The organism is Pseudomonas oryzihabitans (assembly GCF_032027545.1).
Taxonomy (GTDB): domain Bacteria; phylum Pseudomonadota; class Gammaproteobacteria; order Pseudomonadales; family Pseudomonadaceae; genus Chryseomonas; species Chryseomonas oryzihabitans_F.
Genome location: NZ_JAVSJB010000007.1, coordinates 141726 through 162034, shown reverse-complemented (window position 1 = coordinate 162034; position 20309 = coordinate 141726). Strand labels below are relative to the sequence as shown.

Annotated in this window: 24 protein-coding genes; 21 read left to right on the top strand and 3 right to left on the bottom strand. The window is 66.8% G+C overall.

The features are described from left to right. Window positions 1-122 precede the first annotated feature (122 nt). The 7 genes from dkgB (at window position 123) to RND78_RS14240 (ending at window position 4893) form a co-directional block, all read left to right on the top strand. The gene (gene dkgB, locus RND78_RS14270) at window positions 123-926 is read left to right on the top strand and encodes a 2,5-didehydrogluconate reductase DkgB (protein WP_312729619.1); all 804 of its coding nucleotides are present in this window, start codon (window positions 123-125) and stop codon (window positions 924-926) included. A 41-nt stretch (window positions 927-967) separates the two neighbouring features. Then, window positions 968-1693 carry an IclR family transcriptional regulator gene (locus RND78_RS14265; protein WP_312729618.1) on the top strand — a complete coding sequence of 242 codons (726 nt, stop codon included), beginning with the start codon at window positions 968-970 and terminating at the stop codon, window positions 1691-1693. Between the two features lie 84 nt (window positions 1694-1777). Continuing rightward, complete coding sequence (locus RND78_RS14260; RefSeq protein WP_312729617.1) at window positions 1778-2182, top strand: heme-binding protein; 405 nt, start codon at window positions 1778-1780, stop codon at window positions 2180-2182. Further along, entirely contained in the window at window positions 2179-3384 is a 1206-nt protein-coding gene (locus RND78_RS14255) for an MFS transporter (protein ID WP_312729616.1), read from the top strand. The genes RND78_RS14260 and RND78_RS14255 overlap by 4 nt, the downstream gene beginning before the upstream one ends. Before the next feature lies 1 nt (window position 3385). Continuing rightward, window positions 3386-3679 carry a putative quinol monooxygenase gene (locus RND78_RS14250; protein WP_312729614.1) on the top strand — a complete coding sequence of 98 codons (294 nt, stop codon included), beginning with the start codon at window positions 3386-3388 and terminating at the stop codon, window positions 3677-3679. A gap of 9 nt (window positions 3680-3688) precedes the next feature. Beyond that, a complete protein-coding gene (locus RND78_RS14245) occupies window positions 3689-4633 on the top strand; it encodes a LysR family transcriptional regulator (RefSeq protein ID WP_312729612.1) in 945 nt (314 codons plus the stop codon). Then, entirely contained in the window at window positions 4630-4893 is a 264-nt protein-coding gene (locus tag RND78_RS14240) for an EexN family lipoprotein (RefSeq protein WP_312729611.1), read from the top strand. The genes RND78_RS14245 and RND78_RS14240 overlap by 4 nt, the downstream gene beginning before the upstream one ends. A 29-nt stretch (window positions 4894-4922) precedes the next feature. Here the strand turns inward: RND78_RS14240 and RND78_RS14235 are convergent, their stop codons facing one another. From RND78_RS14235 to RND78_RS14225, 3 genes are read right to left on the bottom strand one after another with little or no spacing between them, the layout of a single operon-like run. Beyond that, window positions 4923-5522, bottom strand: coding sequence for a TetR/AcrR family transcriptional regulator (locus tag RND78_RS14235; protein WP_312729610.1), 600 nt, complete (start codon window positions 5520-5522; stop codon window positions 4923-4925). 23 nt (window positions 5523-5545) lie between these two features. Then, a complete protein-coding gene (locus RND78_RS14230; RefSeq protein WP_312729608.1) occupies window positions 5546-6142 on the bottom strand; it encodes an NAD(P)H-dependent oxidoreductase in 597 nt (198 codons plus the stop codon). A 42-nt stretch (window positions 6143-6184) separates the two neighbouring features. Continuing rightward, window positions 6185-6418, bottom strand: coding sequence for a hypothetical protein (locus RND78_RS14225; RefSeq protein ID WP_312729607.1), 234 nt, complete (start codon window positions 6416-6418; stop codon window positions 6185-6187). Window positions 6419-6467: 49 nt separating this feature from the next. Between RND78_RS14225 and RND78_RS14220 the strand changes: the two genes are divergently transcribed. The 14 genes from RND78_RS14220 (at window position 6468) to RND78_RS14155 (ending at window position 20268) form a co-directional block, all read left to right on the top strand. Beyond that, window positions 6468-8468: a conjugal transfer protein TraG gene (locus RND78_RS14220; protein ID WP_312729606.1), complete on the top strand. Its 2001-nt coding sequence runs from the start codon at window positions 6468-6470 to the stop codon at window positions 8466-8468. Beyond that, window positions 8465-8941, top strand: coding sequence for a CopG family transcriptional regulator (locus RND78_RS14215; RefSeq protein WP_312729604.1), 477 nt, complete (start codon window positions 8465-8467; stop codon window positions 8939-8941). The genes RND78_RS14220 and RND78_RS14215 overlap by 4 nt, the downstream gene beginning before the upstream one ends. Next, entirely contained in the window at window positions 8938-10008 is a 1071-nt protein-coding gene (gene trbB, locus RND78_RS14210; RefSeq protein WP_312729603.1) for a P-type conjugative transfer ATPase TrbB, read from the top strand. The genes RND78_RS14215 and trbB overlap by 4 nt, the downstream gene beginning before the upstream one ends. Next, window positions 10005-10382: a TrbC/VirB2 family protein gene (locus tag RND78_RS14205; RefSeq protein ID WP_047712939.1), complete on the top strand. Its 378-nt coding sequence runs from the start codon at window positions 10005-10007 to the stop codon at window positions 10380-10382. The genes trbB and RND78_RS14205 overlap by 4 nt, the downstream gene beginning before the upstream one ends. Further along, a complete protein-coding gene (locus tag RND78_RS14200) occupies window positions 10379-10663 on the top strand; it encodes a VirB3 family type IV secretion system protein (protein ID WP_130562408.1) in 285 nt (94 codons plus the stop codon). Before RND78_RS14205 ends, RND78_RS14200 begins: the two co-directional genes overlap by 4 nt. A gap of 10 nt (window positions 10664-10673) precedes the next feature. Next, the gene (gene trbE, locus RND78_RS14195; protein WP_312729599.1) at window positions 10674-13133 is read left to right on the top strand and encodes a conjugal transfer protein TrbE; all 2460 of its coding nucleotides are present in this window, start codon (window positions 10674-10676) and stop codon (window positions 13131-13133) included. Next, window positions 13130-13858, top strand: coding sequence for a P-type conjugative transfer protein TrbJ (gene trbJ, locus RND78_RS14190; RefSeq protein ID WP_312729598.1), 729 nt, complete (start codon window positions 13130-13132; stop codon window positions 13856-13858). The genes trbE and trbJ overlap by 4 nt, the downstream gene beginning before the upstream one ends. Before the next feature lie 12 nt (window positions 13859-13870). Further along, window positions 13871-14161, top strand: a complete 291-nt coding sequence (locus tag RND78_RS14185) for a hypothetical protein (RefSeq protein ID WP_312729596.1) — start codon at window positions 13871-13873, stop codon at window positions 14159-14161. Further along, window positions 14158-15534: a P-type conjugative transfer protein TrbL gene (gene trbL, locus RND78_RS14180; RefSeq protein WP_312729594.1), complete on the top strand. Its 1377-nt coding sequence runs from the start codon at window positions 14158-14160 to the stop codon at window positions 15532-15534. Before RND78_RS14185 ends, trbL begins: the two co-directional genes overlap by 4 nt. Before the next feature lie 12 nt (window positions 15535-15546). After that, window positions 15547-16251 carry a conjugal transfer protein TrbF gene (gene trbF / locus RND78_RS14175; RefSeq protein WP_089238546.1) on the top strand — a complete coding sequence of 235 codons (705 nt, stop codon included), beginning with the start codon at window positions 15547-15549 and terminating at the stop codon, window positions 16249-16251. After that, window positions 16248-17240 (top strand): P-type conjugative transfer protein TrbG, encoded by a 993-nt coding sequence (gene trbG, locus RND78_RS14170; protein WP_312729592.1) that lies wholly within the window; start codon window positions 16248-16250, stop codon window positions 17238-17240. The genes trbF and trbG overlap by 4 nt, the downstream gene beginning before the upstream one ends. A 2-nt stretch (window positions 17241-17242) precedes the next feature. After that, the gene (locus RND78_RS14165) at window positions 17243-18538 is read left to right on the top strand and encodes a TrbI/VirB10 family protein (RefSeq protein ID WP_312729590.1); all 1296 of its coding nucleotides are present in this window, start codon (window positions 17243-17245) and stop codon (window positions 18536-18538) included. Next, complete coding sequence (locus RND78_RS14160; RefSeq protein ID WP_312729589.1) at window positions 18535-18780, top strand: DUF2274 domain-containing protein; 246 nt, start codon at window positions 18535-18537, stop codon at window positions 18778-18780. The genes RND78_RS14165 and RND78_RS14160 overlap by 4 nt, the downstream gene beginning before the upstream one ends. A 417-nt stretch (window positions 18781-19197) precedes the next feature. Beyond that, window positions 19198-20268 (top strand): isocitrate/isopropylmalate dehydrogenase family protein, encoded by a 1071-nt coding sequence (locus RND78_RS14155; protein ID WP_059232449.1) that lies wholly within the window; start codon window positions 19198-19200, stop codon window positions 20266-20268. The last annotated feature ends 41 nt before the right edge of the window (window positions 20269-20309 follow it).

The window sequence follows — 20309 nt, the reverse complement described above, 5'->3', positions numbered from 1 at the left end:
GTAAGCGTCGAGGCCTCTCTCAGCAGTCAAGATGCCGAAGTATGTACCCGCCCGGGAGGCGTCATCGCACATCAGCATCGCCCTTTCCCATCACCCTATCCATCACCGCTCGGAGCATGACCATGAGCATTCCCGCCTTCGGCCTCGGCACCTTCCGCCTCAAAGGCCAGACCGTCATTGACTCGGTACGCGCCGCGCTCGACGTCGGCTATCGTGCCATCGACACCGCGCAGATCTACGAGAACGAGGCCGAGGTCGGCCAGGCCATCGCCGAATCCGGCGTGTCGCGCGACGATCTGTTCCTCACCACCAAGATCTGGATTGAGAACCTGTCCGCGGACAAGCTGACCCCAAGCCTGCAGGATAGCCTAAAGAAGCTGCGCACCGATCGCGTGGACCTGACCCTGATCCACTGGCCTTCGCCTGGCGGCGCGGTGCCGCTGGCCGAGTCGCTGGAAGCGCTGCTCGAAGCGCGGACGCAGGGGCTGACCTGGATGATCGGCGTATCCAACTTCACCATCGCCTTGCTGGGCGAGGCCATCGCCATCGCCGGACGCGAGAACATCGCCACCAACCAGGTGAAGATCAGCCCCTACCTGCAGAACCGCAAGCTCGCCGCCCTCGCCCGCGATCAGGGCATCCACCTGACGTCCTACATGACCCTAGCCTATGGCAAGGCAGTGCAGGAACCGGTGTTGCAGCAGATCGCCGGCAAGCACGATGCGACCGCAGCGCAGGTGGCGCTGGCCTGGGCCTTGCAGAAGGGTTACTCGGTGATCCCGTCCTCGACCCGGCGCGCCAATCTGGAAAGCAACCTCAAGGCGACGGCGCTGCGGCTGGACGGCGAGGATGTGGCCGCCATCGCCACGCTGGATCGCGGCGAGCGACTGGCGAATCCCGAAGCCATCGCGCCGCAATGGGATTGACCACCGTCCGTCACCTGTAGTCTGTCCGGGAGCACGCCGCCATGCTGATGATCGACGAGAACCGCCGCATCCAGTCGGTCGAACGCGCGATGGCCTTGCTGGAAGCCATCGCCGCCGCTGGCGGTGAGGCGCGCCTGGTCGATCTGTCGGTGCAACTGGGCTTGAACAAGAGCACGCTGCACGGGCTGCTCAACACGCTGGCGGCCATGGGCTACGTGTCGCGCCACGGCACCCGCTACGCCCTGGGGCTGCGCCTGCGCGAAGTCGCCCAGCCGCTGGCCGACGCCGACGCGACGTTGCGGATGGCATTTGCCCCCGCGCTCGCGGAGTTGGCCAGGCGCAGCGGCGAAACCTGCTACCTGGCCGTACCCTGCGGCACGCGCGAGTACCTCTACATCGACGCCGTGGAAGGCAATGGCAGCCTGCGCGTGGCCAGTCCGCGCGGGCGCCGCGAGGGGCTGACCACCTCGGCCATCGGCAAAGTGTTCCTCGCCCATGATCCGGGCCTGGTACGCAGCCTGCGGCGGGCAGGACTGCTACCGACCGCGCTGGAAAAGGAACTGCAAACCATCAACGCGGCGGGCTATGCGCTGGACCTGGGAGAAGCCGAGCCCGGCCTGAACTGCCTGGCGCTGCCATTGCGACGCGAAGGCCGTGTCGTGGCCGCGCTCGGTGTTGCCGGGCCTGCACATCGCTTGCGTAAATCCGTACTGCGCAGCCTTGCCGCCACCTGCATGCGGTATTTGTTCGGCATGCTCAAACTTTAGCGGCCAATCGGCCGTGACACCTTCCCGCTCCAGTCGCGCGCCGGAATCATTGAAGGCCCTAGCAACCTACAAGGAGTTTTCGAGATGCCTTCTTCCCTGAGCGAACCCACGGTCCAGCACGTCATCGAGCGCGCTCGGGCGCTCGCACGTGAACAGAACTTCGCCATCAACATCGCCGTCGTGGACGAGGCCGGCCTGCTGCGCGGCTTCCTGCGCCTGGATGACGCAGTACCCGGTGCGATAGACGTTTCGATCAAGAAGGCGCGCACGGCAGCCCTGTTCCGCACCGACAGCCTGGAGCTGGGCGCGGCGGCGCAGCCGGGCGGTGCGATCTACACGCTGGAGGCGACCAATGGCGGCCTCATCAGCTTTGGTGGCGGCGTGGTGCTGCGCGACGAACAAGACCGCGTGATCGGTGCCGTTGGCGTGGCCGGTGCCACGGTCGATGCGGACCAGGCCATTGCCCTGCATGCGGCAGGCCGCGCATGACCCAAGCCCATCGCACCCATCCCGGCGTCTGGGCGCTGGCTGTGACGGCCTTCGCCATCGGCGTGGCCGAGTTCATCGTGGTCGGTGTGCTACCGGCCATCGCCGAGGATCTGGGCGTGGCGCTGGCGCGCGCCGGCGGGCTGGTCGGGCTGTACGCGCTGGCGCTGGCGGTCGGCACGCCCATCGTCGTGCTGGCCCTGGCGCGGTTGCCGCGCAAGCCGCTGCTGCTGGGGCTGGTGGCGGTGTTCCTGGCTGGCAACCTGCTGTCGGCGTTGTCCACCACCTATGAGGTGCTGTTGGCCGGGCGCATCCTGACCGCGGTGGCGCACGGCAGCTTCTTCGCCATCGGCGCCACCGTCGCGGCGCGCCTCGCGCCCGAGGGCCAGGCCAGCCGCGCCATCGCCGTCATGTTCGCCGGCCTGACCCTGGCGATGGTGATCGGCGTGCCGCTGGGTAGCCTGGTCGGCAATACCCTGGGCTGGCGCCTGCCGTTCTTCGCCGTGGCGGGGCTGGCTGCGCTGGCGTGGCTGGCGACGGCGCGCTGGGTGCCGGCGCTGCCCACACCGGCCGCCGGCCCGGCGGGCACGCAACTGGCGGCGCTGGCCAGCCCGGCGATCCTGGCGATGATGGCCGTCACCGTGCTGGGGTTCGGCGCGAGCTTTCCCGCCTTCACCTTCGTCACGCCGATCCTGACCGACATCACCGGCTTTTCCACCCACACGGCCAGCGGGCTGTTGGTGGTGTTCGGCGTCGCCACGCTGGTCGGCAACCTTGCCGGCGGGCGCTGGGCCGCCAGCCTGGGCTGGCCTGTGGCGCTGCGGCGCATGCTGGCGGGCCTGCTCGTGGTACTGGTGGCGCTGGCCGTGACGATGCCGTGGCAGTGGGCGATGGTGCCGCTGCTGTTCGTCTGGGGCGTGCTCGCCTTCGGCATGTCGCCGGGCTTCCAGGCCGGCATGCTGGAGACCGCGCAGCGCTGGACGCCGCGCGCGGTGGACTTCGCCTCGGCACTGAACATCTCGGCCTTCAACCTCGGCATCACCCTGGGCGAGACGCTGGGCAGCGGCCTGGTCGCGCAGCAGCGGATGGCACTGACGCCCTGGGCCGGCGTGGCGCTGGTGGTGCTGGCGCAGGGGCCGCTGTGGTGGCTGACGCGCAGGCAGGCACGCCCGCAAGCCGATACCGCTCAACGCCAAGGAGGATGACATGCCGGCTATCGATCTGATCGTTGCACTGCAAGCGTCGGAGGGACGCATCGAGGAACTGCGCGAGACGCTACAGGCGTTGCGTGAAGCCAGTCTTCAGGAGCCGGGGTGCCTGGACTATCGCATTGCCCAGGGAAGCGTGTCGGCCAACCGCTTCTTCCTGCTGGAGCGCTGGGTCGATGCCGAGGCCCTGTTCCTGCACGAGCACACGCCGCACTTCCTTGACGGTGCGGCGCGCGTGCGGGCGTGCTGCGAGTCCGTGGATCTTCAACCCATTGGTTGGTTGCTGGAATGAGGACGCGGCATGGAACTGCGCCATCTTCGCTGCTTCCTGGCCGTCGCCGAAGAACTCCACTTCGCTCGTGCGGCCGAGAAGCTGCACATCGAGCAGTCGCCGCTGTCGCGCGCCATCAAGGAGTTGGAGGAAGAACTGGGCGTGGTGCTGTTCGCCCGTACCACGCGCAGTACGCGCCTGACCCGTGCCGGCAAACTATTCCTGGATCATGTGCCGCGCGTCTTCGCCGCCTTGCAGCAGGCGCGTGACAGCGTGAAGGCGGCCGCCAACGGTTTTCATGGTCAGTTGCGCATCGCGCTGTCCGACGGCATCACACCATCGCGCCTGCCTGCCTTGCTGGCCTTGTGTCGGCAGGAAGAACCGGAAATCGAAATCCGCCTGACCGAAGTGCCGCTGGCGCACCAGATCAAGGGCCTGCACGACGACCTCTATGACCTGGGCTTTGCCTGCGCCGACGAAGCCGGCGATGACATCGTTGCCTTGCCGGTGTGGAACGATCCGCTGATGGTGGCCGTTCCTGCGCGCCATCCCTTGCTCGCCCACAAGCGCATTCCGCTCGAAGAACTGCTGCGCTATCCGCTGGTGCTGTGCGATCAGCAGGCGTGCGAAGGCCATGCGCGGCAGGTCGAGCGCGTGCTGCGCCGCGTGGATATGGAACCATTGGTGGCCGAGCGCGTCGCGTCCTTCGACTTGATGGTGACGCTGGTATCGGCCGGGTTTGCCCTGGGGCTGGCAGGTGCGTCGCATATCGCGGCCAGCCGTGAATCCGGCGTCGTCGCGCGGCCGCTGGCGGGGCGTTCGCCGATGCTCACGACCTATCTGCTGCGCCTGGATCGCAAACCTTCGGAAACGCTGGCCCGCTTCATTGAGCGCCTACAGGCCATCGAGTCACCGGAAGACACAGGGCCAACACCGAACGACGATCCCGACTCCCTGGAGGACTCCGAACCATGAAGAAGACCATCCCATGCTTGTTGGCTGCGATACTGACTGGCTGCGGCCCGACCGAAACGCCAGAGAACAAGAACGTGCCGACCGTTGAAGAACTGGCGTCCGATCCCGCGCGCCTGAAAGAACTGCGCCAGCAATGCAAGACCGATCGTGCCACGCTGGGCGACGCGCTGTGCGACCGGGTGGCCGAAGCCACGCGCAAGCGGTTTTATGGTGACGGCGATACACCCTATACCCCGCCGAAAGAGCCGCCCAAGTTTTGACGCCTCGCGGGTCTGGTACGGTAGCTGCGTTACTTGCTGCGCCTGACCAGCGCCAGGATGGTTTGCGACAATTCTTCTTCGGCTTGGGCCGGGCTGATGTCGCCCGCGACGGCGGCCAGCGACAGCGCATCGGCCGCGCCCAGCATCGCCCACAGGCCGGGGCGTGCAATGCCTGTCGGCCCGGCGAACGGCGCAAGAATGCCTCTGCACTTCTCGATGAAGGCTTGCTGGTACGCACGCTTGACCGCCCCCAGTTCCGCCGATCCGCCCAGCGCGGCCAGCACGCCCGGAATCTCACGTCCCTGTGTTAGTACGCATTCGACGTAGCTCGATGCGATCACGCGCGCCTTGTCCTTTAAGGTCGGTCTTGCCGCGTCGATGGCCGCGTCGATGATCGCGGTCTGTCGTACATCGAAGTCCTGGTAAAGCGCGACCAACAGCCCATTGCGCGTGCCGAAGTGGTCATAGACCACGGGCTTGGTGACACCCGCTTCGCCAGCCAGCCGCCCCAAGGTCAGCGCATCGGTTCCCTCATCGCCGATCAACTTCCACGCCATGTCCAGCAGTTGGCGCGCACGTGCCTGCCTGGGCAGTCGGCGGCGCAGGGGCGTTTCGGAAGATGCAGGCATGGCGGAATGCTCTCGTTCGCGGATCATGGCCGAGGGACGAATACTTTGCCGCCTATCGTCTTGGCCGTGTCGAGGTGTGTCTTCGGGAAACCCGCATCCGAGGCCAGCAGCAATTCCGATGTCACGACACGCGCCCCGCAGTAGCTGAAGATGCCGTAGTCGATCTGGGTCTTCATCGCACCGAAGTAGCCGTGCCGGGCATAGGTGCGCTGATCCGCGCCCCCGATGGCGAGCAGATGCACTTGAAGATGTTGCAGCTTCTTCACCAGCTTGCCGTTCGCATCGTCCTCGTAGGCCCAGCCCTGGGTGAAGACCCGATCTATCCAGCCCTTGAGCAGCGCGGGGAAAGACCACCAATAGATCGGGTAGACCAGCACCAGCGCATCGGCGCGTTCGAGCCGGGCATGCTCCGCTGCGACATCCGCAGGCGGTGCGGCTTGTTTCAGAAGCAGGGCATGGTCGATCCGTGTAAAGCGGGGATCGAAGCCTTCAGCCGCCAGATCGGCGATCTCCCAGGAATGCTGCGTACCAGATGCGGCGATACCAGCAGCGACCTGTGCAGCTATGGCATGGGTCAATGAATTGGGATCGGGATGAGTGGCGACGATGAGCGCGTGCATAGCGGCTTCCAGCGAAATTTATAAATACCAATGGTAACTTACTCATGGTAGTTTGTCGATGCCTATCAGGTTGAACCTCATCCCCATCCGGTCATTCGCCTCGCGCAATGAATCCCATGCTTTTTGACCGACACGCCGCAATGCGCCCTCGCTTGCGGCGTTTTTCTTTGGCGCGATACAGCCCCAATTCTTTCCAATTACTCGACCTTTCTTCCGATAACGGTCTTTGACCGGCACCGACCCGGCACTGATCCTCACGTCATCCGGCACGTCCATGTGCCGCGCTTGAACGAGGAATCAGCGCAAGGAAATCGGAGGCCAGTCTATGCAAGGTCAGGGTGTGCTGTTCGGGCAGATCGCTGCCGTCTTCGGCATCGTGATCGCCGGTGTGTGGGGTGCCACGCAATGGACGGCCGCCGCCCTGGGCTATCAACTACGCCTTGGCTCGCCCTGGTTCGACTTCTTCGGCACGCCGGTCTATCACCCCTGGCGGCTGTTCGAGTGGTGGTTCTTCTTCGACGCCTATGCGCCGCAGGTCTTCGACACCGGCGGCGCGATTGCGGGCGGCAGCGGCCTGCTGGCCGTGGTGGTCGCCATCGCCATGTCGGTGTGGCGTTCGCGGCAGGCCAAGCTGGTCACGACCTACGGCTCGGCGCGCTGGGCCGATGCCGCCGACATCCGCAAGGCCGGCCTCGACCAGCCTGCCGGCATTTTCCTCGGCAAGTACCGCAATGACTATCTGCGCCATGAAGGGCCAGAACACGTCCTGACCTTTGCGCCCACCCGTTCGGGTAAGGGCGTGGGTCTGGTGGTGCCGACGTTGCTGTCGTGGCCCGCGTCCGCCGTCATTCACGACATCAAGGGCGAGAACTGGCAGATCACGGCCGGCTGGCGTTCGCGCTTCTCGCATTGCCTGCTGTTCAACCCGACTGATGCGCAGTCGGCGGCCTACAACCCGCTGCTGGAGGTACGGCGTGGCGCGCATGAAGTGCGCGACGTGCAGAACATTGCCGACATCCTGGTCGATCCCGAAGGCGCGCTGGAGAAGCGCAACCATTGGGAGAAGACCAGTCATGCGCTGCTGGTCGGCGCCATCCTGCATGTGCTCTACGCGGGCGAGGACAAGACGCTGCGCGGCGTGGCGAACTTCCTCAGCGACCCGGCTTGCCCGTTCGAGCTGACGCTTCACCGGATGATGACGACCAAGCACCTGGGCGAGACGCCTCACCCGGTTGTCGCATCCGCCGCCCGCGAAGTGCTCAACAAGTCGGACAACGAGCGGTCGGGCGTGCTCTCCACCGCCATGTCGTTCCTGGGCCTGTACCGTGATCCGACCGTGGCCGCAGTCACGTCGCGCTGCGACTGGCGCATCGCCGACCTGATCGCGTCCGCATCCCCTGTGTCGCTGTATCTGGTGGTGCCGCCTTCGGACATCAGCCGCACCAAGCCGCTGATCCGGCTGATCCTCAACCAGATCGGGCGACGGCTCACCGAATCGCTCGACGGTACGGATGGCATCGCGCGTCGCCACAAGCTGCTGCTGATGCTCGATGAGTTCCCGGCGCTGGGCCGACTGGACTTCTTCGAGACGGCGCTGGCCTTCATGGCCGGCTACGGCATCCGCAGCTTCCTGATCGCCCAAAGCCTGAACCAGATCGACAAAGCCTACGGCCAGAACCATTCGATTCTGGACAACTGCCACGTGCGCGTGACGTTTGCGACGAACGACGAACGCACGGCCAAGCGCATTTCCGAAACGCTCGGCACGGCCACCGAACTGCGCGCGCAGCGCAACTACGCCGGCCACCGGCTCGCGCCGTGGCTCGGGCACCTGATGGTGTCGCGGCAGGAAACGGCGCGGCCGCTGCTGACGCCGGGCGAAGTGATGCAGCTTCCGCCCGATGAATCCGTGGTGATGGTGGGAAGCAGTCCGCCGATCAAGGCGAAGAAGCTGCGCTACTACGCGGACGCCAATTTCAAGCGCCGCGTGCTGCCGCCGCCCGTGCTGGCGGCAGGACGCTATGCCGACGCACCACCAGCCCGCGCCGACGACTGGAGCGGCTTGGCGATCCCGGCCGTACCCGCCGCACCGGCGACGGTATCCGCTGATGCCCTGGGCGGCCCCGATGACGGCGGCCCACGTCGCCAGCCGGAGCTGACCGAAGTCACCGAATACAGCCCCGAACCGCTGTCCGCAGGCAACGACCTGGGGCTGCTTGATGACGACGACGACTTCTCGCTGCCGCTTCCCGGCCAGCTCGACCCGGCCATGCAGCGCACGGCCCGGCTGGCATCGCTGAACCCCAACGACGGAATCGACTTATGAGCCAATACCGCCTCAATCTGTTCATCCAGCACGAGCACGCCAAGCGCCTGGACGAACTGGCCGCCAAGAAAGGCGTGTCGAAGTCCAGCATCGTTGCCGCTGCCCTGGCGTCCTGGCTGTCGCCGGATGCCGGCGACCAGCGCGAAGCCGCCATTGCCAAGCGGCTGGATCGCCTGTCGCGTCAGGCCGAACGCATGGAGCGCGACCAGACCATCCAGATCGAGACGCTGGCGCTGTTCATCCGCTACTTCCTGACCGTCAGCACGCCGGTTCCCGAAGCCCATCAGGACGCGGCCCGCGCCCAGGGCAAGGCACGCTTCGAGCAGTTCGTTGAACAGTTGGGCCGCCACCTGCTGCGCGGCCGCAGCCTGGTGCGGGACGTGGTGGAGGAACTGCATCCCGACCCGATGCGGATGGACGACGCGGCGGCGTTGGCCGAAGCCCATGAACGTGCTGCGGAGCGTGCCTCATGAGCGCCGTTCCGCAGATGCCGCCCGAACCGCGTTCGTCGGCCGCGACTTCGCTGGATCGCCGCATCCAGATGCTGCGCACGGCAATGGGGCCGCTGATTGCCACCGCGCTGGAAGACCCGGACGTGGTGGAAATCATGCTCAACCCCGACCGCACCCTATGGGTGGATCGGCTGTCGTCGGGCCGCGCGCCGCTGGGCGGGGAACTGCCCGAAGCCGATGGCGAACGCATCATCCGCCTGGTCGCGGCCCACGTCGGCGCGGAAGTGCATCGCGGCCAGCCGCTGCTGACTGCCGAGCTGCCCGAGACGGGCGAACGCTTCGAGGGCATCTTGCCGCCGGCCGCGCCCGGCCCGGCCTTCGCGCTGCGCAAGCGGGCCGTGAGCATCATCGGCCTGGATCGCTACGTGGCCGACGGCATCCTGACCGCCGGGCAGGCCGAGTTCCTGCGTCGCGCCGTGCGCGAGCGCCAGAACATCCTGATCGCCGGCGGCACCAGCACGGGCAAGACCACGCTCGCCAATGCCTTGCTCGCCGAAATCGCCGCCACCGGCGACCGCGTGCTGGTGCTCGAAGACACCATCGAACTGCAATGCGCGGCGCGCGACCACGTGCCGTTGCGCACGCGCGCAGGCGTGGTGTCGATGCAGGAGCTGGTGCGCGCCACGATGCGGCTGCGCCCGGACCGCGTGATCGTCGGTGAGGTGCGCGGCGGCGAGGCGCTGGATCTCATCAAGGTGTGGGGCACCGGCCATCCAGGTGGCATCGCCACCATCCACGCCGGCTCCGCGCTGGGCGCGCTGCTGCGGCTGGAGCAACTGATCCTCGAAGTCGCGGTGAACCCGCCGCGTGCGCTGATCGCCGAGGCGGTCAACGTCGTCATCCACATCGCCGGACGTGGCCGCAAGCGCCGCGTCGAAAGCATCGCCCGCGTCGTCGGCTTCGACGCCGCCGGCTATCAACTGGCGGACGCGCTGGAAGCGCCGCTTCCCGAGCTGCCGCCGGTTTCCCTCGCAGCCGCCGCCGCTGCGCCTTTCCCGTCCCCCGATCCCTCTGGAGAACTGCCATGACGCCTACCCATGCTTTCCGTACTTCCGTAAATCCGGTGCCCATCCTTGCACGCCTGCGGCGCCTGGCCCGGCCTGCCCATCGGGGCCTGATGCTGGCCGCCATCATGTTGATGACGGCCGGCACGGCGCAGGCCGCCGGTTCTTCGATGCCCTGGGAAGGGCCGCTGCAATCCATCCTGGAGTCGATCCAGGGGCCGGTCGCGCGCATCGTCGCCGTCATCATCATCATTGCCACGGGCCTGGCGCTCGCCTTCGGCGACACCAGCGGCGGCTTTCGCAAGCTGATCCAGATCGTCTTCGGCCTGTCCATCGCGTTCGCCGCGTCGTCGTTCTTCCTCTCCTTCTTCAGCTTCTCCGGCGGGGCGGTCGTATGAGTGCGGCCAACGAAGGCGCGCCCGGCTTCGCGCCCGGCTTCGAGATTCCGCTGCATCGCTCGCTAACCGAGCCGATCCTGCTGGGCGGTGCGCCGCGCACCGTGGCGATCGCCAACGGCACGCTGGCCGCCGCCGTCGGGCTGGGCCTGCAACTGTGGATTCCCGGCGTGGTGCTCTGGATCGTTGGCCACTCGCTGGCCGTATGGGGTGCGCGCGTCGATCCGCAGTTCATGCAGGTCTTCGCCCGGCACATCAAGCACAAGCCGCTGCTGGACGTGTGAGGGGGATGCCATGCTGAACCTTGCCGAATACCGCCAGCGGCCTGCGCTGCTGGCCGACTGGCTGCCCTGGGCCGGCCTGATCGCGCCGGGTGTCGTCTTGAACAAGGATGGCTCGTTCCAGCGCACGGCGCGCTTTCGCGGGCCTGATCTGGACAGCGCCACGCAAGGCGAGCTGATCGCCACGTCGGCGCGGCTCAACAACGCGCTGCGCCGCCTGGGTTCGGGCTGGGCATTGTTCATCGAGGCCGAGCGCCGGCCGGCGGCGGACTACCCGCACTCCGACTTTCCTGAACCGCTTTCCTGGCTGGTCGATGAAGAACGCCGCGCGGCCTTCGAGGAATCGGGGCATCACTTCGAGAGCGCCTATCACCTGACGCTCGCGTACCTGCCGCCGGAGGAATCGCGCGCCCGTGCGGCCAAGCTGCTCTACGAGAACTCGCCCGGCGACGGCGTGGACTGGCGTGGCCGGCTCGATACCTTCGTGGCGGAAACCGATCGCGTGTTCGACCTGCTCGACGGCGTGATGCCGGAAATCGCCTGGCTCGATGATGCCAACACGCTGACCGGCCTGCACGCGACGGTTTCGACGCGGCGCTACCGGCTGGGCGTTCCCGAAGTTCCGTTCCATATCGACGCGCTGCTGGCTGACTGCGCCCTGGTCGGTGGCCTTGCGCCGATGCTGGGCGACCAACACCTGCGCGTGGTGTCGGTGCGAGGCTTTCCGACTTCGACGTGGCCTGGGATTCTGGACGACCTCAACCGCCTGGGCTTTGGCTACCGCTGGAGCACGCGCTTTCTCTGCATGGACAAGGCGGAAGCAGAAAAAGAACTTGGCCGCCTGCGCCGCCAGTGGTTTGCGAAACGGAAGAACGTCGTCGCGCTGCTACGCGAAACGATCTTCCAGCAGGAAAGCCCGCTGGTCGATACCGACGCCAGCAACAAGGCGGCAGACGCCGATGCCGCCTTGCAGGAGCTGGGCGGCGATCAGGTGGCCTTCGGCTACCTCACCGCCACGGTGACGGTGCTCGATGCCGACCCGGCTACGGCCGACGAGAAGCTGCGCATGGTGGAGCGCGTCATCCAGGGCCGGGGTTTCGTGACCATCCCCGAAACCCTCAATGCCGTCGATGCGTGGCTGTCGTCCATTCCCGGCAATGCCTATGCGAACGTCCGCCAGCCCATCGTCTCGACGCTGAACCTGGCGCACATGATGCCGCTGTCGGCGGTGTGGGCCGGGCCGGAGAAGAACGACCACCTCGACGGCCCCCCGCTGATCGTCACCCGCACCGATGGCGCGACGCCTTTTCGCTTGGCCACGCACATCGGCGACGTGGGCCACACACTGGTCGCCGGGCCGACCGGCATGGGCAAGTCGGTACTGCTTGCCATCCTGGCGATGCAGTTCCGGCGCTACCCCGGCTCGCGGATCTTCGCTTTCGACATGGGCCGCTCCATGCGGGCAACTGTGTTGGGCTTGGGCGGCGAGCACTACGACCTCGGCGCCGATGGCGGCATTGCCTTCCAGCCGCTGGCCCGTATCGAGCAGGAAGGCTATCGCACCTGGGCGGCCGAATGGGTGGAAGGCCGCCTGCTGCACGAAGGCGTGACCGTCGGCCCCGACGAGAAGGTGGCCATCTGGTCGGCCCTGGGCAGCCTCGCGGGTGCGCCGCCGGAGCAGCGCACGCTGACCGGGCTTTCCGTGCTGCTGCAATCGAACGCGCTGCGGCAGGCGCTGTCGCCGTATGTGCTGGGCGGTGCCCACGGCAAGCTGCTGGATGCCGACCGCGATCGGCTGGGCATGGCCGACGTGCAGGGCTTCGAGATGGAAGAACTGATGCACAGCCCCGCCGCCGTGCAAGCGGTGCTGCGCTACCTGTTCGCCCGCTTCGATGAGCGGTTCGACGGTGCGCCCACGCTGCTGATTCTCGATGAGGCGTGGCTGTTCCTCGATGAACCGTCGTTTGCCGCCCGCATCCGCCAGTGGCTCAAGACGCTACGCAAGAAGAACGTCAGCGTCATCTTCGCCACGCAGTCGCTGGCCGACATCAAGGACTCGACCATCGCGCCCGCGATCATCGAAAGCTGCGCCAGTCGGATTTTCTTACCTAATCCGCAGGCGACGGAACCGCAGATTCGCACGATCTACGAGGGTTTCGGCCTCAACAGCCGGCAGATCGAGATCGTCGCCACCGCCGAACCCAAGCGCGACTACTACTACCAATCGCGCCTCGGCAATCGCCTGTTCGACCTCGACCTGGGGCCGGCTGCGCTCGCGTTCGCGGGTGCATCCACACCGCAAGACCAACGCGACATCGACCGCGTGCTAACGCAGGCCGGCGCACCCGGCTTCGCCGGCGCCTGGCTGCGTCATCGCGGCCTCGGCTGGGCGGCCAATCTGCTGCCCTCGTTCCCCGGCTTCTCGCCGGCAGCCGCCACCGTCCTTTCCCAACCACAGGAGAACCTGCCATGAAGAAGCGTCTTCTCGCGGCCACCGTCGCGGCCATGCTTTGCACCGCTTCCACCGTTCATGCTCAATGGGTCGTGGTCGATCCCACGAACCTCGTGCAGAACACGCTGACGGCCATCCGCACGCTGGAGCAGATCAACAACCAGATTCAGCAACTCCAGAACGAAGCCCAGATGCTGATGAACCAGGCGCGCAACCTGGCGAATCTGGACTTCAACATCGTCAACCGGCTGCGCTCGACGCTCGCCACTACCGAGCGTCTGATCGCCGAGGCACAGGGGTTGGCTTACGACGTGCAGAACTTCGACCGCGATTTCGCGCGCCTGTACCCCGAGCAATACGCCGCCACCGTCAGCGGCGATCAGATGTTCCGCGATGCCCGCGAACGCTGGAAGAACACCTTGGACGGCCTGCATACCGCGATGCGCATGCAGGCGCAGGTATCGCAGAACCTGCGCGAGGACGAAACCGCACTGGCCGACCTCGTGAGCCAGAGCCAGTCCGCCACCGGCGCCTTGCAGGCCGCGCAGGCAACCAACCAGCTCCTGGCCTTGCAGGCCAAGCAGTCGATCCAGTCCCAGCAGCTCCAGATCACGCAAGACCGCGCGACCTCGCTTGAACTGGCGCGGCAGGCGGCGGCCACCGAGCGCGCCCGCGAAGTGCGGCGGCGCTTTCTGGGCACCGGAACGCCGTACACGCCGCAGCGCGTGGACTTCTACGGCAACTGACGGGAGACGGTCATGCGATGCGCTTCCGTCCTGCTGACCGTGCTGCTGACTGCCTGCGGCCAGCGGCCCACCGAGAACCTGGCCGACACCTTGGCCGCCGATCCCGTGCGGCTCAAGGCATTACGTGCGCAATGCGCAGCCGACCGGCAGGCCGTGGGCGAGGACGCTTGCCTGGCCGCCGCAGAAGCCTTCCGCCGGCGCTTCTTCGCCGGCCAGACCGGGCCGGACGAGTACCGGACGCTGGCCGAGCTGCCGCCCATTCCGCCCACCTTCGATGAACCCATCGGAGGGGAGACGCCATGAACGACGTGACCATCATCGACCGCTTCCTCGATACGTTCTCACGCTACATCGACTCCGGGTTCGGGCTATTGCAAGGCGAAGTGGCGTTCCTGACCGCCACGCTGATCGTCATCGACATGACCATCGCCGGTTTGTACTGGGCGATGAGCCACGCCACCGGCCAGGGCGAGGACGTGATCGCCAAGCTGCTGCGCAAGGTGCTCTACGTCGGCGCCTTCGCCTACATCATCGGCAACTTCAACTGGCTGGCGAGCATCGTGTTCCGCTCGTTCGCCGGCCTGGGGATTACAGCCACCGGCTCGGCCATCACGATGGAGAACTTTCTTCAGCCTGGGCGGCTGGCCAAGACCGGCATCGACGCCGCCGCGCCGATCCTGGAGCAAGTCGGCGACATGGCGGGCTTTCCCGAAGTGTTCGTGAACGTCGATGCCATCGCGGTGATGTTCCTCGCCTGGCTGGTCGTGGTGCTCTGCTTCTTCGTGCTGGCGATCCAGCTTTTCATCACGCTGATCGAGTTCAAGCTGACCACGCTGGCCGGCTTCGTGCTGGTGCCGTTCGCGCTCTGGAACAAGACGAGCTTTCTGGCGGAAAAGGTGCTCGGCAACGTGGTGTCGTCGGGCATCAAGGTCTTGGTGCTGGCCGTCATCGTCGGCATCGGTTCGGGCCTGTTCGCCGAGTTCCAGGTGCATCCCGACGAACCATCCATCGACCATGCGCTGGTCATCATGCTGGCGTCGCTTTCGTTGCTGGCGCTGGGGATCTTCGGGCCGGGCATCGCCACGGGGCTGGTGTCCGGTGCGCCGCAGCTTGGCGCGGGCGCGATGGCCGGTGCCGCTGTCGGCGCTGCCGGCACGGCCGTCGCCATCGGCGCCGCCGCGACCGGCGTAGGCGGTGCCGTGGCCGCCGGGGCGCGCATGGCGCCAGCCGCCGCGAAGCTGGCCGGCAGCGGCGCGCGTGCCGCGACTTCTGCTGCCGGCAGCGCCGGTGCGGCATTCCGGGCCGGTTCCGCCGCCGCTGGCGGCGGTGCCAAGGGGGCGATGGCCGGTATGGGCAACGTCGCCAAGACCGGCGCGCAGGCCGCCGGGCGCCGCGCCGCATCCGGTGCTTCCGCCGTCGGGCAGAAGATGGCCGGCCCTTTCCGCGCCGGATGGAACGGCGCGGAGGCCGAAGGCGGCGCAGGGGCCACATCCGGCGCCGGCGCAGCCGCAGACGGTGCCGCCGGCTCGCAGAAGCAGGAGCAGCCCGCCTGGGCCAAGCGGATGCACCGCCGCCAGCAGATCACCCATGCCGCCACCACCGCCGCCCACACGCTGCGCGGTGGCGACGGCGGCGGCTCCGGGCAAGGCCCGAGCCTGCGCGATTCCGATTCATAAGGAGAAACGACTATGCGATTCAAGCGACCGCAGGTGCGCTACGCCGACACGCCGCAGCCTGCCACTCCCTATCAAGCCGCCGCGCAGGTGTGGGACGACCGTATCGGCTCGGCGCGTGTGCAGGCGAAGAACTGGCGGTTCATGGCCTTCGGCTGCCTGGTGCTCGCGCTGCTGATGGCCGCCGGCCTGGTGTGGCGCTCGGCGCAGTCCATCGTCACGCCCTATGTCATCGAGGTCGATCAGGCCGGGCAGGTGCGCGCCGTGGGCGAGGCGGCCACGCCGTACCGGCCCGCCGACGCGCAGATCGCGCACCACCTGGCGCGCTTCGTGACGCTGGTGCGTTCGCTGTCCATTGACCCCATCGTGGTGCGGCAGAACTGGCTCGATGCCTACGACTACACCACCGACAAGGGCGCGGCGGTGCTCAACGACTACGCCCGCACCAACGACCCCTTCACCCGCGTCGGCAAGGAAACGGTGACGGTGCAAATCACCAGCGTCGTGCGCGCAAGCGACACGTCGTTCAACGTGCGCTGGACGGAACGCCGCTACGTCAACGGCGCGGCCGCTGGGCTGGAGCGGTGGACGGCCGTGGTGTCCATCGTGCTGCAAACCCCGCGCACCGAAGAACGCCTGCGCCGCAATCCCCTGGGCATCTACGTCAATGGTCTGTCGTGGAGCCGAGAACTGGATTCTTCCGATGGAGCCAAGCCATGACATCCCCTTTGCGCTTTTACACCTTTCCGCTGATCGTCCTCGCCCTGGCGGGCTGCGCCACGCAGGGCAAGCCGCCGCCCGTGATCCCCCTGGACGAGCCGGTGGAGGCGCAATTCATCCCCGAGCCGCCCGCGCCGGTGGAAGTCGTCGCCTTGCCCGAACCGCTGGCGCTGCCAGCGCAGTTGAAGCCGCTGCCGGACGCCGGCGAGGCCGAGTCCGCACCGGAGCCGGCCGACGAAACCGTGCGCGTGTCCAAGGCCAATACCGAGGCGCGGGTGGCGCCCACGCGCGAGGGCTACGTCAATGCGATTCAGGTCTGGCCGTTCACCGATGGCGCGCTGTACCAAGTCTATGCCGCACCGGGGCGCGTGACCGTAGTTTCGCTCCAGCCGGGCGAAGAACTGGTGACGGTCGCCGCCGGCGATACCGTGCGCTGGATCGTCGGCGACACGTCCAGCGGCGCCGGCGACGAGCTGCGCGTCAATGTGCTGGTCAAGCCCGTGCGTTCGGGCCTCAAGACCAATCTGGTCATCACCACCAATCGCCGCACCTATCTGCTGGAGCTGACCTCGACCGAGCGGGCATGGATGGCATCCGTCTCCTGGGACTACCCGCGCGACCGGATGCTGGCATTGCAGCGCCAGGCACAGGCCGCTCAGACGGTTGCGCCGGTCGATACCGGGCTTTCGCTGGAGCGCATCCGCTTCCGCTACGCGATCAGCGGCAGCAATCCGTCGTGGAAACCGCTGCGCGCCTTCGACGATGGCGAGAAGGTCTATATCCAGTTCCCGGCGGGCATCGCCCAGGGTGAGCTGCCGCCCTTGTTCGTCATCGGCGCGCAAGGTGACAGACAACTGGTGAACTACCGTTTCCGCTCGCCGTACTACATCGTGGATCGGCTGTTCGGCGCGGCCGAACTGCGCCTGGGCGGGGACAGGGGCGACGTGGTGCGGATCGAGCGCACCGACGGCGTGGCGCGGAGGAATTGAGCATGAGCCAGGACGACACTCCCGACCGTGCCATCCCGCAGGCGGACAAGGTGGCCCCGGAAACGGTGGCGCTGCGCGCCCAGCCGCGTCCGGTCACGCGCTTGAACCGGCGTGTTCTGGCGATCATCGCCGGCAGCCTGTCGGTCGCCGTGCTCGGCGCGCTGATGTGGTCGCTGCAACCACAGCGGCGCGGCGCAGGCGAATCCACGGAGCTGTACAACGTCGATCGCGTCTCGCGCTCCGAAGGGCTGGAGCGCCTGCCGACCGACTATTCCCAACTACCGCCCGCCTTGCCGTCCGAGGTGCCGGAACTGGGGCCACCGCTGCCGGGCGATCTTGGCCCGGCCATCGTCAATGCGCAGCAGCAGCAGCCGGCGGTCGGCTATGCGCCGCCCGGCCACGACCCGGCCGAGGCCGAGCGCCTGGCCCGCTTGAAGGAAGCCGAGGAAGCCGCCGCCTCATCCGTGTTCTTCCGCTCGGGCACGCAAAGCGCCGCGCCGGTGGCGCAGTCGCAGGTCGCCGCTGCGCCCGGCTTCTCTGCCAATGCGGCCTTCGATCCGATGGCTGCCGGGCCGGCCTCGACGGCGGCCCAGCCCGCCGATCCGACCGCCGTGCAGAACCGGCAGGAACAGAAGGAGGCATTCCTGCAAGGCGCTTCTACGGGAACCCGTAATTCCGGCAACCTGACCCGGCCGGCTTCGCCGTATCAGGTCATGGCCGGCACGGTGGTCGCCGCTGCGCTGGTGACGGGCATCAAGTCCGACCTGCCGGGCGACGTGATCGCCACGGTGACGGAGCCGGTCTTTGACACGGCCTCGGGCAAGTTCCTGCTGATCCCGCAGGGATCGCGCATCCTTGGGCGCTACAACAGCCAGGTCAGCTACGGGCAGAGTAGGGTTCAAGTTGTCTGGAACCGGATCATCCTGCCGGACACGTCTTCGCTCACGCTCGACAACCTCGTGGGTACCGACCCGGCCGGTTACGCCGGCCTGGAAGACGACGTGGACTACCACTGGGGCCGCATCTTCGCCGGTGCGGCGCTGACGACACTGCTGGGCGTCGGCGCCGAACTGGCCGCGCCGGAGAACCGCCAGGACGGCAACCGCATCGTCATCGCCGGGCGCGACAGCGCCCAGGACAGCATCAATCAGGTCGGCCAGGAGATGACCCGGCGCAACATGAACATCCAGCCGACCTTGACCAGTCGGCCGGGCCTGCCGGTGCGGATCATCGTTGCGCGCGATTTGACGCTTCGCCCCTACCAGCCGCTCATGTTCAACCGAGGAACATCACGATGAGCACGACCAAGAAGTTGCGCTTGGGGCCGCTGCCGTCCAGCAGCAGCGTAAAGCTGACCTTTGCCTGCCCGGCCAGCCTGAAAGCTGACCTCGACCGCTATGCACAGCTCCATGCGCAAACCTATGGCGAAGCGGTCGATGCAGCGACGCTGATCCCGCACATGCTGGAGGCGTTCATCGCCGGGGATCGGGGATTCAGAAGGGGCGGCACGGCCAAGGCCGCGCCACCAAAACCAAGCTGACGATGCACAGCAACCACGCTGGCCATCCCTCGAACGCGCAGCCAAACGCTGCGCGTTCTTCGTTCTGGAGTGCCGCGAACGATTGGGCTATGATGATCGAACAAGCCCGCCGTCCCTTGGCAATCGTCACCGCTACAGCGCGACCCGGCTTGCTTTCCCAAGGCTCTCATGTGGCTCCCAGCCCACAACGCCGCATCCCCTGCAAGCGGCACGAAACAGAGCTAACCTATTGCCCCGTATATGGTTTCAAGCCTCGCGTGATTTGCACGAAGGGCTTGACACCGGCCCTTTTTTGTCCTGCGCCGTTGCACGAATTGTTTTTAGGTGACATAAAGTACAAAGAGTTTGGTGATGTCGTGATCGCCCTAGGCTCACCCACCAGGCCGACGTTCCCACAGAATCTACAAGGAGAAAACAATGCGCATTCTGGTCCTGCCCTGCGACGGTATCGGTCCTGAAATCATCCAGGCGTCCATGTCCGTGCTGGATGTCGCCAACGAGAAGTTCGGCCTGGGATTGACCTTCGATTACGACGACGTCGGCTTCACCAGCCTGGAGAAGCACGGCATCACTCTGCGCGACGAGACCCTGGAAAAGGCCAAGACCTACGATGGCGTGATCCTCGGCACCCAGTCCCATGCCGACTACCCGGCGCCCGAGAAAGGCGGTCGCAACGTCTCCGCCGGCTTCCGCATCGGCCTCGATCTCTATGCCAACGTACGCCCGGCACGCACCCGGCCGTTCCTCGCCTCCAACATGAAGGAAGGCAAGAGCATGGACCTGGTGATCATGCGTGAGGCCACCGAAGGCTTCTATCCGGATCGCAACATGAGCCGCGGCTGGGGCGAGGTGATGCCCTCCCCGGACATGGCACTGTCCACCCGCAAGATCACTCGCCACTGCAGCGAGCGCATCGCGCGCCAGGCCTTCGAGCTGGCAATGAAGCGCCGGCGCAAGGTCACCGCCATCCACAAGGCCAACAGCTTCCACATGACCGACGGCCTGTTCCTGGAATGCGTGCGCAACGTGGCCAAGGAATTTCCCGAGGTGCAGCTGGACGACCTGCTGGTGGACGCCTCCACCGCGCACCTGGTGCGCAACCCCGAGCGCTTCGACGTGCTGGTGGCCACCAACTTCTATGGCGACATCATCAGCGACCTGGCCAGCGAGCTTTCCGGCAGCCTGGGCCTCGCCGGCTCCATCATGGCCAGCAACATCCACTGCTGCGCCCAGGCCCAGCACGGTTCTGCACCGGACATCGCTGGCCAGGACAAGGCCAACCCGGTGTCGATGATCCTGTCCATCGGCATGATGCTGCACTGGATGGGCGAGCACCGTGGCAATGCCAAGCTGCAGGAAGCGGCCGCCGCGATCGACCAGGCGGTGGACAAGGTGCTGGAAGATCCGGCCAAGCGTACCGCCGACCTGGGTGGCAGCTTGGGCTGCGCCGCTTTCGGCCAGGCGGTTGCCCAGGTCCTGCGCGGCTGAGGCGGTACCCGTTGCTCCCGGGGACATCCGCGCCCCGGGCA